General features: G+C 58.9%; 20 protein-coding genes and 1 pseudogene. 11 read left to right on the top strand and 10 right to left on the bottom strand.

All coding sequences use genetic code 11. The features are described 5' to 3' along the window. Positions 1-188: 188 nt before the first annotated feature. A complete protein-coding gene (locus PY650_RS07965; RefSeq protein WP_285878546.1) occupies positions 189-1,061 on the top strand; it encodes an NAD(P)-dependent oxidoreductase in 873 nt (290 codons plus the stop codon). A 58-nt stretch (positions 1,062-1,119) separates the two neighbouring features. On the opposite strand, the gene PY650_RS07960 is transcribed toward PY650_RS07965, so the two are convergent. The 3 genes from PY650_RS07960 to PY650_RS07950 form a co-directional block, all read right to left on the bottom strand. Then, positions 1,120-1,608 (bottom strand): Lrp/AsnC family transcriptional regulator, encoded by a 489-nt coding sequence (locus tag PY650_RS07960; protein ID WP_107108286.1) that lies wholly within the window; start codon positions 1,606-1,608, stop codon positions 1,120-1,122. A 66-nt stretch (positions 1,609-1,674) separates the two neighbouring features. Then, entirely contained in the window at positions 1,675-2,307 is a 633-nt protein-coding gene (locus PY650_RS07955) for a uracil-DNA glycosylase family protein (RefSeq protein WP_285878728.1), read from the bottom strand. Then, a complete protein-coding gene (locus tag PY650_RS07950) occupies positions 2,307-2,873 on the bottom strand; it encodes a thermonuclease family protein (protein ID WP_285878545.1) in 567 nt (188 codons plus the stop codon). Before PY650_RS07950 ends, PY650_RS07955 begins: the two co-directional genes overlap by 1 nt. Before the next feature lie 123 nt (positions 2,874-2,996). Here PY650_RS07950 and PY650_RS07945 point away from each other — a divergent pair, with 123 nt between their 5' ends. Beyond that, positions 2,997-4,526, top strand: coding sequence for a sensor histidine kinase (locus tag PY650_RS07945; RefSeq protein WP_285878544.1), 1,530 nt, complete (start codon positions 2,997-2,999; stop codon positions 4,524-4,526). Between the two features lie 3 nt (positions 4,527-4,529). Here the strand turns inward: PY650_RS07945 and PY650_RS07940 are convergent, their stop codons facing one another. Then, the gene (locus PY650_RS07940) at positions 4,530-4,925 is read right to left on the bottom strand and encodes a diacylglycerol kinase (protein ID WP_285878542.1); all 396 of its coding nucleotides are present in this window, start codon (positions 4,923-4,925) and stop codon (positions 4,530-4,532) included. 185 nt (positions 4,926-5,110) lie between these two features. Next, the gene (gene cobT, locus PY650_RS07935) at positions 5,111-6,127 is read right to left on the bottom strand and encodes a nicotinate-nucleotide--dimethylbenzimidazole phosphoribosyltransferase (RefSeq protein ID WP_285878541.1); all 1,017 of its coding nucleotides are present in this window, start codon (positions 6,125-6,127) and stop codon (positions 5,111-5,113) included. 123 nt (positions 6,128-6,250) lie between these two features. On the opposite strand from cobT, the gene PY650_RS07930 reads away from it, so the two are divergent. The 5 genes from PY650_RS07930 (at position 6,251) to PY650_RS07910 (ending at position 9,744) form a co-directional block, all read left to right on the top strand. Next, a complete protein-coding gene (locus PY650_RS07930) occupies positions 6,251-7,033 on the top strand; it encodes an adenosylcobinamide-GDP ribazoletransferase (protein WP_285878540.1) in 783 nt (260 codons plus the stop codon). Between the two features lie 21 nt (positions 7,034-7,054). Beyond that, positions 7,055-7,276, top strand: a complete 222-nt coding sequence (locus tag PY650_RS07925) for a DUF1289 domain-containing protein (protein ID WP_285878539.1) — start codon at positions 7,055-7,057, stop codon at positions 7,274-7,276. Then, positions 7,273-7,974 (top strand): TIGR02281 family clan AA aspartic protease, encoded by a 702-nt coding sequence (locus PY650_RS07920; protein WP_285878538.1) that lies wholly within the window; start codon positions 7,273-7,275, stop codon positions 7,972-7,974. The genes PY650_RS07925 and PY650_RS07920 overlap by 4 nt, the downstream gene beginning before the upstream one ends. Positions 7,975-8,089: 115 nt before the next feature. Continuing rightward, positions 8,090-8,995, top strand: coding sequence for a DMT family transporter (locus tag PY650_RS07915; RefSeq protein ID WP_285878537.1), 906 nt, complete (start codon positions 8,090-8,092; stop codon positions 8,993-8,995). 461 nt (positions 8,996-9,456) lie between these two features. Next, complete coding sequence (locus PY650_RS07910) at positions 9,457-9,744, top strand: glutathione binding-like protein (protein WP_285878536.1); 288 nt, start codon at positions 9,457-9,459, stop codon at positions 9,742-9,744. Between the two features lie 103 nt (positions 9,745-9,847). Here the strand turns inward: PY650_RS07910 and PY650_RS07905 are convergent, their stop codons facing one another. Beyond that, positions 9,848-10,375 (bottom strand): hypothetical protein, encoded by a 528-nt coding sequence (locus PY650_RS07905; RefSeq protein WP_285878535.1) that lies wholly within the window; start codon positions 10,373-10,375, stop codon positions 9,848-9,850. Positions 10,376-10,620: 245 nt separating this feature from the next. Then, the gene (locus tag PY650_RS37350) at positions 10,621-10,845 is read right to left on the bottom strand and encodes a putative quinol monooxygenase (RefSeq protein ID WP_432761506.1); all 225 of its coding nucleotides are present in this window, start codon (positions 10,843-10,845) and stop codon (positions 10,621-10,623) included. A gap of 166 nt (positions 10,846-11,011) precedes the next feature. Between PY650_RS37350 and PY650_RS07895 the strand changes: the two genes are divergently transcribed. Both PY650_RS07895 and PY650_RS07890 read left to right on the top strand, forming a co-directional pair. Further along, a complete protein-coding gene (locus PY650_RS07895) occupies positions 11,012-11,347 on the top strand; it encodes a type II toxin-antitoxin system TacA family antitoxin (protein ID WP_349644481.1) in 336 nt (111 codons plus the stop codon). Next, the gene (locus PY650_RS07890) at positions 11,335-11,865 is read left to right on the top strand and encodes a GNAT family N-acetyltransferase (RefSeq protein ID WP_285878532.1); all 531 of its coding nucleotides are present in this window, start codon (positions 11,335-11,337) and stop codon (positions 11,863-11,865) included. The genes PY650_RS07895 and PY650_RS07890 overlap by 13 nt, the downstream gene beginning before the upstream one ends. Before the next feature lie 450 nt (positions 11,866-12,315). Here PY650_RS07890 and PY650_RS07885 read toward each other — a convergent pair. Further along, a pseudogene (locus PY650_RS07885) lies at positions 12,316-13,168 on the bottom strand (chromosome partitioning protein ParB); the annotation flags it as partial. Positions 13,169-13,564: 396 nt separating this feature from the next. Here PY650_RS07885 and PY650_RS07880 point away from each other — a divergent pair. Continuing rightward, the gene (locus PY650_RS07880; protein WP_285878531.1) at positions 13,565-13,786 is read left to right on the top strand and encodes a helix-turn-helix domain-containing protein; all 222 of its coding nucleotides are present in this window, start codon (positions 13,565-13,567) and stop codon (positions 13,784-13,786) included. A 380-nt stretch (positions 13,787-14,166) separates the two neighbouring features. Here PY650_RS07880 and PY650_RS07875 read toward each other — a convergent pair whose 3' ends face one another. Continuing rightward, positions 14,167-15,744, bottom strand: coding sequence for a type IV secretory system conjugative DNA transfer family protein (locus PY650_RS07875; RefSeq protein WP_285878530.1), 1,578 nt, complete (start codon positions 15,742-15,744; stop codon positions 14,167-14,169). Further along, on the bottom strand, positions 15,741-16,043 hold the full coding sequence (locus PY650_RS07870; RefSeq protein WP_285878529.1) for a mobilization protein: 303 nt from the start codon (positions 16,041-16,043) through the stop codon (positions 15,741-15,743). Before PY650_RS07870 ends, PY650_RS07875 begins: the two co-directional genes overlap by 4 nt. 95 nt (positions 16,044-16,138) lie before the next feature. Here PY650_RS07870 and PY650_RS37100 point away from each other — a divergent pair. Beyond that, positions 16,139-16,304 (top strand): MerR family DNA-binding transcriptional regulator (locus PY650_RS37100; protein WP_349644480.1); only part of this gene is annotated, 166 nt, incomplete at its 3' end.

Here is a 16,304-nt window from a genome sequence, read left to right as displayed (position 1 = left end):
GATTATATCGACAACTGAAATTGTAATTTTTCGCGACCGAGACGAAATTCGGTTTCGATTGAGTGGGAAATCGCGGAATTATCTTTCAAGACCCATGGGACCGCGACAACTGCGCCGACAAATCGGTCTTCCGTCCCCCTCGCCTTTCCGATAAGTCTTCAGGCAAATTTTTGGAAGGAGTCTCGCGAATGGCAAAGGTCGCATTCATCGGCATGGGCGTCATGGGCTACCCCATGGCAGGGCATTTGAAGGTGAAGGGCGGTCACGATGTCACCGTCTACAACCGCACCATCGCCAAGGCAGAGGCTTGGGCGAAACAGTTTGACGGCAAGTTTGCCCCCACGCCAGCGACTGCGGCCGAAGGCGCCGATTTCGTCTTTACCTGCGTCGGCAATGACGACGACCTGCGTTCGGTAACGATCGGCAAGGATGGCGTGCTCTCGGGTATGAAGGCGGGCGCGACACTGATCGACAACACGACAGCCAGCGCCGAGGTCGCCCGCGAACTCCATGCTGCGGCCAAGGAAAAAGGCGTGGACTTCATCGACGCCCCCGTCTCCGGCGGTCAGGCCGGTGCAGAAAACGGCGTCCTGACCGTCATGTGCGGCGGCGATGAGACGGTGTTCGAAAAAGCAAAGCCGGTGATCGACGCCTATGCCCGCATGGTGGGTCTGATGGGCGCGGTGGGCGCGGGACAGCTCACCAAGATGATCAACCAAATCTGCATCGCCGGCGTCGTTCAGGGCTTGGCCGAAGGCATCCATTTCGGCAAGCAGGCTGGCCTCGACATCGAAAAGGTCGTGGAAGTCATCTCCAAGGGGGCGGCCGGTTCCTGGCAGATGGAAAACCGCCACAAGACCATGAATGTCGGCAAATACGACTTCGGCTTTGCCGTCGACTGGATGCGCAAGGACCTCGACATCGTGTTGTCCGAAGCCCGTCGGAACAAAGCCAAACTGCCGCTGACTGCCTTGGTCGACCAGTTTTATGGCGACGTCCAGGCCATGGGCGGCAACCGCTGGGACACGTCGTCGCTGCTGGCAAGGCTGGATAAAAAGTAATTTAAAGCGATCGTCCAGAAGTCGGCTCTTTAAAGGGCGCCATTTTTTTTAATGGCGCTCAATCGTCGCTTGATTTTGCATTCTCCAGCAGCATGTAGTCCAGCGGCAGTTCCGTCGAATATTTGATCTGTTCCATTGCGAAGGCCGAGGAGACGTCGCGGATTTCGATCTTGGCGATCATGCGTTTGTAGAAGGCGTCATAGGCGGCGATATCCGGGACGACGACGCGCAGGAGATAATCGACGTCGCCGCTCATGCGATAAAATTCAACCACTTCCGGGAAGTCCGCGATCACTTCGGAAAAGCGCTTCAGCCATTCGATCGAGTGGCTGTTGGTGCGGATCGAGACGAAAACGGTGACCTTGGTGTTGACCTTTTCGGGATCGAGCAGCGCCACGCGACGGCGAATGACGCCATCCTCTTCCATCTTCTGGATACGGCGCCAGCATGGTGTCGTCGACAGCCCGACCTTCTTGGCGAGATCGGCCACGGCCAAAGTGGAATCCTCCTGCAGCAGACGCAGGATTTTGCGGTCAAGACGGTCCATTTCGATTGCCCTTTCGAATTATATTCTCTCTATAGCGCATTTTTGCCGAAGGAAAAGAAACTTGTTTCAAGAAACAAGGCTTTTTATGCGCTCTCGCAATACGGGCAGCAGCTCAATCTCAAACCAAGGATTGCGCTTCAACCAGCCGCTGTTGCGCCAACTCGGATGCGGCAGCGGCAAGATCGCTGGCCAATGATTGGTAAAAAGGTACCGCCGCCATTCCGCAACGGTTTCTGTCATCGATGCCATTCGTGCCGAACCGAGATGCCAAGCCTGAGCATATTGGCCTATGGTCAGGACGAGCTCGATTTGCGGCATCGCGTCCATGGCTCTCTGCCGCCAAAGCGGCGCGCATTCCCTGCGCGGCGGTAAATCACCACCCGCAGCGCCATAGCCGGGGAAGCAGAAGCCCATTCCCATAATGGCGAAATGATCAGCGTTGTAAAAACTGTCTCGATCGACGCCCAACCATTGCCGCAGCCGGTCGCCGGACGCATCGTTGAACGGCAGGCCGCTTTCATGCACCCGCAGCCCTGGTGCCTGTCCCGCAATCAGGATGCGCGCCGTTGCCGACAAGACGGCGACCGGCCTCGGTTCATGCGGCAGCCGATCGGCCTGCCCACGCATCGGCGCATCCCGGCAGACACGGCAAGCGGCGATGGCCTTGCCCAGCGCCTGCAATTTCTCTTCCTGCGCCATCACCGATCCCATCCGACAATCCGTCGCAGATAGCCACCGAGCCCCGCCAGCCGATCGCCCTTGCGGTCCATCTGCTCTTCGCGCCGATAATCGCGCGGCCGCTCGAAATCGCCGGCCAAGAGCCCGGCCTTGGCCTTGCACGCCGCAACCTCTTCGGCGGCATAGCCGCCATAAGACAAGGCGATGCGTCTGCGCACCATCGCGCCGTTGATGTCGACGTCATCAGCTTTGCAAGTTACCGATAGTCGGCCATAGCGGTCATGCTTGCTCACCCGACATTCGCCCGCACCCGTCTTCATTAATTTATCAAATGCTTTGCGCGCCTTTGTGACGCGGGCCCAGTCCCGAAGATTGCACTGACATTGCTGGCGAAATACAGGTGCGTCGATGCCGATAAGGCGCAGACGATTGCCGTCCCGAGCGAGGGTGTCGGCGTCAACGACATAAAAACGTCCGGTTTGAACGAGTTCTGGGCGATTTTTCATCTTTAATGCAAGCAGGCCGATCAGCGCCAGCGGCGCAAATGTGGTTACGCCGTCACGAAACAAGCGGCCGAACCGCGTCACGCTTTTGCCTCCTTAAAGAACAAAACCTTGGCAAAGATGGCAAACAAATCATTTCTGAGCAGCATCTTCTTAAGGATTGGCCGCTAGTCTGTAGCCCTCGGCAGGCCAAGTTTCAACGTATCCATGAGCACCGGCGTCAGCACATCGACAGATAAAATCATCGTCGACCGATCGCGCAGTCACCGTAACCGGGCTGTGTCGAAGGCGGTGCGACAGACGCGCGAGCGCTTGCAAACCGGTCACAGCCGGAGCTTCGACCGCGAAGTCATGATGATGCATGTCGACACCCTCCTCCAGGGTGCTTCGGTCATGCCGATCTTCGTCATCATCGTGGCAGCACTCGGCGTCTATCTCACACGGGACGCGCAGATTTTCATCTGGGCCATCCCGACCCTCTCCGCACACGCCATCAACATGCTGCTTGGCCGTCGCGCCAAGAAGCGCGAGATGACCGCCAAGAGCACCAGGAAATGGCGCCGGATCCTGCTGCTTGGCCAGTTGCTCATCGGCTTTTGCTTCGCGTTCTTCGCCATGCAGAGCTGTTCGACCTGCGGCGGCGACAGCTTCGTACTCTATAAGAGCGCGACGCTGCTGGTGGCGATCTGTATCACTGCGATGGCAAATTTCATGCTGCCGCGAACCGTGCCCTTCTCGTTTGCGCCGGCAACCGTCGCACTTGCGGTCAAAGCGGTGCTGACCCGCAATCCTCTCGATATCGCACTCACCGCCGCCGTCGCGGTCGCCGTCGTCTTCTTCACCTTCATTACCAATCGGATGTTTCAGTCGAATCTGAAGATCCTCTCCTTCCAGTCGGAAAAGGATGACCTGATCGCCGAGCTGGAAGTCGCGAAATCCATGTCGGATGAAGCGCGCCGCCGCGCCGAGGAGGCCAACCTCGCCAAATCCCGCTTCCTGGCCTCGATGTCGCATGAGCTCAGAACGCCGCTCAACGCCATCCTCGGCTTCTCCGAGGTCATGTCGGCGGAAGTCATGGGGCCGCTGAACAACGCCACCTATCGCGAATACACCACCGATATCCATCGTTCCGGTCAGCATCTGCTCAACCTGATCAACGAGATCCTCGACCTTTCCCGCATCGAGGCCGGCAAGTATGAGTTGAACGAGGAGGCAATCTCGCTGCTGGATGTGGCGGAAGATTGCATCGGCATGGTGCAGTTGCGCGCGCGTGGCAAGAACATCTCCATCTCGCCGCAGTTCGAGCCAGAGCTTCCTTCGGTCTGGGCCGATGAAAAATCCATGCGCCAGGTGATCCTCAATCTTCTGTCCAACGCCGTGAAATTCACGCCGCAAGGCGGTGAAATCACTGTCAAGGTCGGCTGGACCGCCGGCGGCGGCCAATATGTGGCGATCAAGGACAATGGCCCCGGCATTCCGGAAGAAGAGATACCGGTCGTTCTTTCGGCCTTCGGCCAAGGCTCGATCGCCATCAAGAGCGCCGAACAGGGGACCGGCCTCGGCCTGCCGATCGTTCAGGCGATCCTTGCCAAGCATGACGGCCAATTCATGCTGAAGTCCAAGCTGCGCGAGGGCACGGAAGTCATCGCCATCCTGCCCGCCAAGCGCGTGCTGCAAAGCCTGCCCGCCATAGAGGACGCGCCGTCGGTCGAGCGCCGCAAGAAGAGCTTTGCCTGACGTTTAGGCCATAAAAAACAGATGGCTGGCGATCGTGAAAAGCAAGTAAAGGCCGGAAGCGACCAGCATGCAGAGAACTGCGAAGGAGCCAAGATCCTTGGCGTGCTTTCCGACGTTGGAAATCTCCGGCGAAATCCGGTCGATGACTTCCTCGACCGCCGTGTTCATCGCCTCGACGGCAAAAACGCCGAGAAACAGCACGATGGCGATCATGATTTCTGCAAGCGTAGCCCCAACGACGACGAGCAGGATCAATCCGGCGGCCGCGAACAAAAGCTCCTGCCGGAAAGCCGATTCTTGCAGCAGGCGCTGAAAACCGCCCCAGGAATAGCCGGCGGCCGCAAGGAAGTGCCGGACCCCGGTTTCCTTGGTTAGTGCTGATTTCGAAAACTCGGCCATCCCTGCCTCGCTTGCAATGTCCTAACAGCAAATTAGCAGCCTTGCGAATACCGTCTCGCCACTCTCAAGGCAAGCCGACGACTGGTTCGGTCAGACAAACAATTACAGTTTTATGACATAAATCGAAAGTCGGTCGGAATTTGGGAGGCGGAGCGCTTAATCGCCGCGCCCCGCCGTTTCATCCGTCAATGCTTGTTGGTTACCCCGGCGCTCTCGAAAGTCGCCATGCCGGAATGGCAGGCGGCGGCGGCCTTGACGATACCGGCGGCGAGCGCTGCACCCGTGCCTTCGCCAAGCCGCATGCCGAGCGCCAAAAGCGGCGTCTTGCCGAGTTTGTCGATGGCCTTGAGATGACCGGGCTCGGCCGAGACGTGACCGATGAGGCAATGGTCGAGCGCCGAGGGATTGGCCGCCTTGAGGATCGAGGCAGCCGCGGTTGCGACGTAGCCGTCGATAATGACGGGGATACGTTCCATGCGGGCCGCGAGAATGGCGCCAGCCATGGCCGCGATCTCACGGCCGCCGAGGCGGCGCAGCACTTCCAGCGGATCCGAAAGATGGTCACGATGCAGCGCGACCGCCTTCTCGACGGCGGCGATCTTGCGCTTCAGCATCTCGCCTTCAGAGCCGGTTCCGGGACCAACCCACTCCGTTGCCGTGCCGCCATAGAGCGCGTAGTGTATGGCGGCGGCGATCGTGGTGTTGCCGATCCCCATTTCGCCAACGCAAAGCAGATCCGTACCGCCGGCAATGGCTTCCATGCCGAAGGCCATGGTTGCGGCGCAGTCACGTTCGCTGAGTGCAGGCTCTTCGGTAATATCGGCGGTCGGGAAATCCAGCGCAAGGTCGAATACCTTCAGGCCTAGATCATAGGCGACGCAGATCTGGTTGATCGCAGCGCCACCGGCCGCGAAATTCTCGACCATCTGTTGCGTGACGGCAGGCGGAAACGGCGTGATGCCCTGCTTGGTGACGCCGTGATTGCCAGCAAAGATCGCCACTAGCGGCCGATTGACCGCGGGCGACCGACCGGACCAGGCGGCGAGCCAGAAGGCAATCTCTTCGAGACGACCGAGAGCGCCCGGCGGTTTGGTGAGTTGCGCGTCACGCTCGCGCGCCGCCACCAGTGCTCGGGAGTCCGGGCCAGGAAGGTCGCGCAGCAATGTGCGGAAATCGTCGAATGGCAAGCCGGTAACGCTCATGAATGCCGTTCCTTGTTTTTTGATCTCAAATCAGGTTTTTTGCGTGCGACTCTATTAGTCGCCGGCACCGTTGCGAACAACTCCAAAAACGCCCGATGCTGTCGCAGGTATGACGGGGAGTGAATGAATATTAGGGAATACACAAGCGATATAGCGCGCGCCGTGGCCTTCTTAAGCCGTATTCCAGTGCCGTCTTCTTTCTTCGAAGGCTATGACGGCAGGCTCGCCCGCGTCTCGCGCACCTTCCCCCTCGCCGGCTTTATGATTGCCCTGCCCGCCGCGATCGCCTTCGCCGTGCTGCTTGCCTTCAATGCCGACCCGTTCATGGCTTCGTTGTTGGCGCTGGCCATTCAGACGATGACGACCGGCGCTCTGCACGAGGACGGCCTTAGCGACACGGCGGATGGCCTCGGGGGCGGCAAGGATCGCGATAGGGCGCTTGCGATCATGAAGGATAGCCGCATTGGTACTTATGGTGCGATCGCGCTGATTCTCTCTTTTGGACTGCGGGCGGCTGCGCTTGCCTCCATCGCCAGCGACCTTGCGCCAATTGCCGCAGCCCTTGCCTTGTTGGCTGCTGCTGTTCTGAGCCGCGGCGCCATGGTCTGGCATTGGTATGTTCTGCCTGCCGCCAAGCCGGACGGAGTTGCCGCCTCGGCCGGCAAGCCGGATTACGGCGCAATGCAAATCGCACTCATTACCGCGCTGGTGCTTGCTGCCTTTCTGCTTTGGCCGAGCCTCAGGCTTCCTGGCCTTATCCTAAGCCTTTTTGTCACCGCGGCCGCGGCTTTTATCTTTACCCGGCGAGTACGCCAAAGGCTTTCTGGTCACACCGGCGACACCGTCGGTGCAACGCAGCAGATTTGCGAGATTGCTGCCCTCTGTACCCTTGCCATGTGCGTTTGAAGCATCGATATATATGATCTCATGCTAACACCCTGCATTCTTGTTTGCTCCATCGATACGAACACCGGCTATTGCTTCGGCTGCGGGCGTACGCGCGAAGAAATCGGCGCGTGGATGACCTACAGCGACGACGAGCGCCGCGACATTATGGAGGTTTTGCCCCAGCGCCTCGCCACCGTCGAACGCAAGCCGCGCCGGGAGACCCGCCGCCAGCGGCTGGCGCGGGAGCGCAGCGCAATATGAACCGCCTGAACATCGCGCTTGCTGTCATTGGTATCGGCCTCGCGCTCCTCGTGTTCAACAATAACAGTGGTACGACCCTCGGCATGGACAATAATGCCTTTGCCGGCGTCATCTATCTGGTACCGCTCGCCCTGGTCATCGGCGCGGGCATCTGGGCCAGCCGCCATACCGCCAGCCAGTCCCTGCGCAATCTGCTGATCTGGCTGGTTATTATCATGGCGCTGGCGACGGCATATATTTACCGGCGCGATGCCCAGCAGGTCGGCGACCGGCTGTTTGCGGGCCTTGTGCCTGGACACGCCGTCGTTGTCACGACCAGCGAAGGTGGCCAGGAAGTCATCCTGCACAAGCTGCAGAACGGCCATTTCGAGGCGAAGGTGACGATCAACGGCCAACCGATCGACATGCTCGTCGATACTGGCGCCAGCACCATCGCATTGTCGCAGCGAGATGCCGAGCGCGTCGGCATCATCCCGGAAAACCTCACCTATTCCATGACAGTCGTCACCGCCAACGGCCGGGCCAGGGCTGCTCCCGTAGAACTCGGCTCGGTCGCCATCGGCCCGATCCTGCGCCGCGACGTGAAAGCGACCGTCGCGGAAGACGGTAAGCTCGACCAGAGCCTGCTCGGCATGAGCTTCCTGGAAACACTGGGCTCGATGCAAATGCAGACGGATGAACTGCGGTTGCGGGATTGAAGGCGGCACTGAACGCTAGGCATCATACTTCGATCGTGCCCGAAGCATTAGGCTGCAATTGGGCGCTAGGGACGGTGACGTATGTTCCAATCATCGACCTCGAAAGTTCAGCCTAATGTCACCGACCAAAACCAACACGACGACGGAGCTTGTGCTCCTGCTCATGCTCGCGACTTTCTGGGGCGCCTCCTACACATTCATCAGAATCGCCGTGGCGACGATCCCGCCGGTCACCCTGATCGCTACACGCACACTCATCGCTGGCGGCATATTGTTTGCCATCGTCCGCTGGCGTGGACTAAGGCTGCCGCTCGGCCCGACAATATGGCGCCGTTTCCTTGTTCAGGCCTGTCTCAACAGCGCAATTCCTTTCACGCTCATCGCCTGGGCGGAACGCACGATGGATGCCGGTCTTGCGACCATCTTGAATTCGACCACGCCGATCTTCACCTTCCTGCTGGCTGCCCTCCTGTTTCGCAACGAGCTCGTCACCGCGCGTAAACTGTTCGGCATTACGATGGGTCTGACGGGCATCTGCTTCATTATCGGCTTCGACGCCCTGAACGGTTTCGGCCAGCAACTGCCAGCGCAGCTTGCGGTCGTGGCGGCATCGGTCTGCTATGCCGGTGCCGCCTTGTTCGGCCGCAATTTCAAGGGACTCGATCCGATGATGCCTGCGGTCGGTTCTCTTCTCTGCGGCGCCGTCATTCTTATCCCGGTGAGCCTTATTGTCGATCGGCCTTGGACACTCGCGCCTGCCGTCCCATCGGTCATCGCTCTGCTGGCCCTTTCAGTTCTGTCGACCGCGCTTGCCTTTTCGATCTATTTCCGGCTGATCCAGACCCTTGGTCCGATCGGCACAACGGCGCAGGCCTATCTGCGCGTCCCGATCGGGGTCGCCATCGGCGTCGTCTTCCTCGACGAGCCATTGACCCCGACAGCCGGCATCGGGCTCGTCTGCGTCATCATTGGTGTGATGGCCATGGCGATGGCACCGAAAAGGAGGGCCGTCAGCGGATAAAAACCGCCCCGGGCGACGTAATGACAAATCGTCCGATGCGACGACAATGTTTTGCGATCGCCAGATGGGTTCGGGGTCGGCATGGTGCACAACCATCCCACTTCCCATTTTTCGATCACGCTGGATCACGCTGTAGCACATTGAAGCATAAGGATTTTTAGGCTTACCGTAGAGCCGGATACCGTGGCGTATTGGGGTCGGTTTTAGGGGGATCGAGGCCCATTTTGGACCCAAGCACAGACCCCTACTATCCGTCCGCCGATCCCACTTGAAAGCCTACGGGAGACCCCAGCGCCAAGCCTTACAGATGGAGAAATTCGCCGCGCTCTGAAACAGGTTGAGGAGACCGGAAAGCAGCAGAGCCTTGTTGATGGTAAAGGCCATGGGACGGGCCGACTGGTGGCAAGCTACTGCCCAGGGATAGAAATCTCAGTTGGCGGACGCTTGAGGCGCTCGCCTTCATGTCCTCCGAAATCCACGGCACCTATACCCCGTTCTTCCCGGAGCCGGAAAAGCTACATGCGCGCGAAAAGCTCAAGAAGGCCTTCGCGATCCTCGCCGACCAGATGGGCGACAAGGCATTCCTGGTGAGCAACGAGATGACGATTGCCGATTGCTATCTCTTCTGGGTCCTGATGGCCGCGCCGAGAAGCGGCGTCGAGCTGCCGAAAAATCTACGGAACTGCTTCGAGCGCATGGACGCGATCCGTTCCGTGATCCAGGCGCTCACCGAGGAGGGATTGATCTGAAAAGCTTCGAGTATACGGCCGCTTTGCGCCTCCAATGCAGTCAATCAACTGCTCGACGCCCAATCCTGCAAGCTGCCCTCGTTCGCTTTCCTTTGATGGAAAGTCACAAATCACTCGTAATATCGCGACCGTGGGTTGAAGCCACGCAACTTTCTAAAGTGCCGTCGCAACCAGAACTGCTTAAGCTTCCTGAGAAACCGGCCCGTGTTTCTTGCCCGCTTGGGGAACTCGGATTACCTAATCTAATCTCGCGAAGATGGCTTATAGCCCGGTAATAACGAATTGGGGCATGATCGTCGAACGTGATGTAGATCACATCGCCGATCTTCTCCCAAACCACTGCGATGCTCCTTGACGGCGCAAACTTAGCGTGTCGGATACCGTTACCATTGTGCCTCAACATCTGACCTCGGCTCGGCAGTGGGTCAAATTTTAAGTCAGCAATGCACTGTGCGACATCAGGCCGGCGTTCATAGAGATCAGCCTTGACGATGTCGCTTCCATCTTTGTCCTCAATTTCTTGAATGATGGCTTGCAGGATTTCGAAGTGTTTTGGGTTTTGACGTTCGAGGTTTTCCAACCACTTCTTGGCATACGATCGATTGCAATAAGTGATTCTCGATTGCGCCATAGAGTTCCGATCCCATTCTTAGCCACCGCTTATTTTAGCCATGGCGGATGAGCCGTCAATTGATCGACCTGACCAACGGAAAAAGTGTGCCTTTTTCGTCGCCGACGCCACCGCAGAGCGGACGTTCCCAGCCCCGAAACGGAAATCATTTCCGCTTTGCGCCTTCATTTCGTCGTTCAAGTCCGAACCGGGAGTTCCGGAAAGCAGACGCACGTCATCCCGAGTGAAACTGATTGCAAAGCTCGTCATATCGTTGCACGTATAGTGCGAATCCACACGGTTAGGCGCTTCGAAACGCATCCATCAGGATAACTGTCGCGTCCTGCCGCTGTTGAGCGTTGATGAGTGGAACCAACCGCGTGAAATGCTCGGTCCTGCCGCTCTTCCATGAAAACGAAATGTCCCGGGTCTTTCTGGTCGATGAACAGGTCATAGACGATACAGCGTTCCTGCCGGGTCTTCTCGACCAGTTCGCGATAGAGTGGCAGGACGATTTCGATGGCTTCCGGCTTGATGAAATCCTGGGTTATGATCTTGAGCCCTCGACAATTTTCCTTTTATGAATCAGGTGCTGTCCCGATCTTACAGAAAGCCGGGCGTATTGACAATGTGGATACAAAGCCCCATGTTCCGAGCATGAGAAAAACTCGTATCGCTCTCTCGGCATCTTCCCCTTCCGCTGCTGTCTCGGCGCGCGCCTCTGCGGCCGACGCCAAGGGCAGCATCAACCTGCGGATCGAGACCAGCACTCGCCAACTCATCGACGATGCGGCGGCGGTGTTGGGCAAGACGCGCACCGAGTTCATGGTGGAAAGCGCCCGGCGGCAAGCAGTCGATGTGCTGCTTGACCAGCGCCTGTTCACGCTCGATCCCGAGCGCCACGACGCTTTTATGCACGCGCTCGACAATCCGCCCGCGCCCGGACCGAAGCTCAAGGCCCTGCTGCGCCGGACTCCGGCATGGCAGAAATAGACGACGCGCCGGACCAGCCCGCGCCTCGGCTTTCCGCTCCCGTTCCCCTGACTGCCGACCATGATGTTTCGGGGTTCGACTGTGGTGAGCCGGTACTGAATGACTGGCTGCGCCATAGGGCCTTGAAGAACGAAAGCCGGTTCTCGCGCACTTATGTCTTGTGTGAGGGCAATCGGGTGGTCGGCTATTTCTGCATTTCAGCCGGATCGGTCGAGCGTGGGGCTGCTCCCGGCAAGGTGCGGCGCAATGCGCCCGACGTGATTCCCGTGTCAGTTATCGGGCGGTTGGCGGTCAGTCGTGATCATGCGGGAAAGGGCCTCGGTGCGGATCTCCTGTCCGATGCACTGCGCCGGATCGCCCTGGCATCGCAGAGTATTGGCATCGGGGCGGTTCTGGTCCAGGCCAAGGACGATGTGGCAAAGCGCTTCTATCTGCGTTGCGCGGAGTTCATCGAATATCCGGAAGACAGCCGGACGCTGTTCCTGCCCATCGAAACAGTCGTGGCAGGGTTCGGCTAGGCGCGACGCGCCGCCCGTTATCTGGCGGGCCTGATCGACCAGGTGGGTGGCTGCCGATCCGCCATCGCATCGTGACCGCTAGAGCCGGATTTGGAATAATGTAGGCATGCTTAGGTGGGGGATAAATTGCGCGGCGGTCAGCCCGAGCAGGAAGGGCAGCGCGTCGATGGCGAGCGTATAAGCTAGAACGCAGAGAACTGCGACTAGCGCGACGCTCACGAACATCACCACAACCATGATCTTTCACCTTTAACTTGCGCCGGCGCCTTTCGTGCCGTCATGGGCCTGACGAATGAACCTTGGGCATGTGCCGATGCTTGTCTGTCCTGCCGAGCCTGATAAATCCGACTGTCCTTGAACTGTCGAGGTATTCGGCCGCGCGGTGAAGCCGCGCGGCCGCGATTTCTCGGATAGAAAGCCGGGACCGCTTGCGCGGCCCCGGCTCGCCTTTCATTCCGCCGCAACGGTGAAAGCCTCATCGTTGCGCGCTTGCGTCCCTGCCTCGACCTCGGTGGTCTGTGCCTCCAGCTGCACATCGGCTAGCCACGCGGGTCGCTCGGTGCGCAGCACAGGCGGAAGCCAGCCGGTTCCGGCAAGAAGCTGCTCGGCGGCTTCGGCCATCTCCTGCTTCTTCTTCTCTGCGATCCGCTCCGCTGCCTCGTCGCCAAGGGCTTCCCGCACGGCGGCGAGGATATGGGCCTTCGTGACGCGGCCGAGATAAGCGCGAACTGTGGGCGTCCAGTGTGCCGTCATGTCAAGCGCAACCGCCGTCGCCAGCCTGTCCGGCGTCTCATGGGCGCGCCGCTTGTGGGCTTCCCATGGCAGCTTGACAGTATTGACCGTCAGCGAGGCGCAATGTGCAAACAGCGCCATGACGCTTGCATGGTCCAGCCCGGCGACGAAGCAGCCCCAAAAGGTCGGCCACGTCGCGTGGCATGTCCGCCGCCCACCCGGTATGACGATCCGCCAGCGCCTTTGCCGCCGCCGTGTCCTCGATACCATCCGCATGGCTGGCGAGATAGAAGGTCTGCGCGACCAGCGTATGCGTGACGGCAATCAAGGCCATATCCGGCTGCTCGCCAAGAGCAAGGCGCAGGGCAAGGGTGCGATGGGCGGTCAGATCGCGGATAAGCGAATCCGACAGCGGCTTGCCGTCGTCCTCCGCTTCCTCGTCATGGTCGCCATCATCCGTCACCTCGCCATCGCCGTTGACGCTCACGCCGTCAATGACTGTTCCGCCATCTTCGTCCGCTGCCGGTTCTTCCGGCCTTTCCGGCTCTGGGGCCTCGTCCTCTGTGGAAACCCCCCGATGATCTCCAACAGCTTCTTTTCTATGCATTGCTGCCGCCCGCACAATTTGTTTTGCCGGAGCGCGATACCAGACCTTCCATATTGAGACGATCGGATCGACGGCAGTTCCTTTGTCCACCTCCGCGACCTCGTCCTTCGTATGGTTTTCGGTGGGCATACCCAAAAAGGCCGTTACGACCGATCGCAAGTTGCCACAATGATGCGTAAGCAAAGTTCTGCTAATCTCAGAACCATCCATGATCCAAGCTCCAACCAGCCAGATTGTGGTAGGTCAGGCTGGTTGTTCGCGCGCCTTGCCTGACCGCGACCGAATGAGCGGTCAGAACCCACATGAATCATTTTCAGATTTAATCAAGGATTAAATGTGTTAACCCCTGATCAAGTTCGAATGGCGCGTGCCGCTCTGAAATGGGGCATCCGGGATTTGGCGAAAAGAGCAAACATAACATCAGTCACGGTCAACCGAATCGAAGCGGGCAAGCCCGCCTATGCTGCGACTCTGCTAGCCATACGTGTTGCTTTTGAAGAGGCTGGACTGGAATTCATCGACGAGAACGGCGGCGGCGCCGGGGTGCGCTTCGCCAAGCCAAAAGCGGACGGCGCAGAATGAACCGAACTTGGTTCCAGGTAGATGGTTTCGACGCAGCTAGTGAACTCTCGCGACGGCGATCGGCAAAAGCGCTACGGCCCCGTCAATGAACCCACGGAGCACTCTCCACTCTCGAAGGTTTCGTTCGTCGACTCGAAGCGCCAACGCGGTCAACATCCATCCGGCACATGCGATATCGCCCGCCGCCAGATAACGATCAAAATGTTGAGAACAGGCAACGATGCGGGGATAGGCGTCTCCGTTGTCAAGCGCGATTTTTGAAACGAGCTTGTGAGCATGCACGTAGGCTTCAGCGATCCGTCTTCGGTCAGCAGCGTTGCTGCTCGTAATGCAGCCGACCGTGAACATCAATGTTTGGAACAAATCTTCTGTTTCATCTCTCATGATGGATCGAACAGTCCTTTGAACTCTGGATCATTGTAATAGCGGAGCTTGCGAACCAGCGCCGGCCGCCGGCCTTGTCGCAATAAGATCATTTGATCGCTCGCCAGCCGCATCACCTCGTCCGGATTCATCAAGTCGCGGGCGGAGATATGTTCGGCGGTCGAGCTCTTGCCTTCGCTCCACGAGGCCGTGAAATACCGCGCATCTGTCCTGCCAATCGTCTTGCCGACCAGTTCCGCGGTCTCGATGTCGTTGACACCGAACAGTTGAAGGACGCTGGCATTGGACAGAAAGGTCCCCGCCCTCTTTCCGTATGTAGCGCGGAGCTGGTGGACATCTTGCAGGATTGGCCAGAGCTGAACACCGTAACCGGCCATCAGCCCCATGGCTCGCTCGACTGGTTCGAGGTGCCCCAGAGCTGCAAACTCATCGAGAAGATAGAGAACCGGCGCTATCGGTTTCATGGGATCGCGGGCCATGTCGGTGAGGCTCTGGCTGACGAGCAGGCGAAGCCAACGCGAATAGGTCGAAAGCCGGTCCGGCGGCAAAACCAGAAACACCGTCGCGTTATGGTGCTTCAAATCAGTGAAGCGAAAATCCGATCGGCCGAGCACGGCCGCCATGCGCGGACTGTCGAGAAAATGTGTGTGGCGTTGCGCGGCCGAGAGTACGCCTGCGGCTTCGCGATCGGATTTACCGAGATGCCGATTGGCGGCACGAGCGACAAGGCCATTCACCTCGATTGAGGCCTGCATCTGTTTCAGCAAAACATCGAACGCTTCGGGCGCCAAGGTCAGATGGTGACGCAGACGGACGAGACTTCGTTCATGCGGCGGATCGTGTGTGACAGCGTAAAGGATGATCCCGGCGATCAGCGCCTTGGCCTCTTCGTTCCAATGTGTCTCGCCTGCCATGCCCGGTTCATCGAACACCAATGCGTCGGCGAGCGTGCTGGCGTCTTCGGCGACATCGAGGCTCGACGGATCGAGCATGTCGAGCGGATTGAATGAAGCCGATTGTTTGCCGGTCACCCCGAACGGATCGAGGATATGGACCGGCCCGAATGATTGCCGCGCCCGGCTGGCAATCCTGGCATTCTCGCCTTTCGGATCGATGCAGATCACCGAGCGGTCGGCAGTCAGCAGATTGGGAATGATAGTTCCTACGCCTTTGCCGGTTCGCGTCGGCGCCATCGTCAGCAGATGCCCTGGTCCGTCGTAGCGAAGCAGCTTTCCATCCTTGCTGTCGCGGCCGATCAACAGTCCGCTCTCGACTTTGGCGAGAGATTGCAGCTCTTTCCGGTTGGCCCAACGGGCGGTGCCAAAGACGGCTGCGCGAAGATCGGTGATTGGCACGAACGCAGCGATGAAGCCGCCGATGGCCATGATGGCCGGCAGGTATTTTGCGACGATGTCGACGGCGCGATGGACGCCTGTTGGCTCGATGTCCGTGAGCGCTTGCACAACTGCATTGCCGAGTACGAGGACTGCGGCGAGGACCAGACCAAGAACCCCGCAGACGACCGCGTAGATCGGAGCTTTGACGACCGCCTTCAGCAGATCGACGGCGGTCATGGCTGGCTGTCCATTCCTGGCTCGTCTTGGGCTTGGGAGATCGACGTATCGAGGATGGCTGGAAACAGCGCCTTGTCATGATCGCGGCTCAAGAAGCCTGGGAGTTCTCGGCGCAACCAGCTCATTAGATCGTGGGAAAATTGGTCCTTGCCAAGTTCGAGACGGTGCAGCACGAGCGCGCCAAGCAGGATCTTCCGTCTCGTGTCCTCGACACGCTCCTGTCTTTCAAGCCGCGCCTTCAGCGTCTTCTTGCGCACCTCCAGTTCGGCGATGCGTTGTTCGATCGTCTTGCGCGCCATTCTCTCTAACACCTCCGACATGATCGCTTGCGGCTTTGCTTCGTCGATTGTCGCCCGCACCGTAAACAGCCCGTCATCGGTCGCAACTGCCAGAAATGCGAGTAGATCGTGCGCGTTATCTGATCCCTACTGAAAGAGAACAGCGATTGAAGGTTGAAGGGTCATCCAAAATGGAGAGATTTGTGAGCATAGGCGAAGCGGCGGAAGTTTTGGGCGTGTCGATCACGACATTGCGCCGATGGGAAGCTGAAGGCCGTCTGG

This window comes from Martinezella calliandrae (assembly GCF_030272695.1).
In the GTDB taxonomy this organism is placed as follows: Bacteria; Pseudomonadota; Alphaproteobacteria; order Rhizobiales; family Rhizobiaceae; genus Rhizobium; species Rhizobium calliandrae.
The sequence above is the reverse complement of the archived record's forward strand: the minus strand, read 5'-3'. Positions and strand labels throughout refer to the sequence as shown.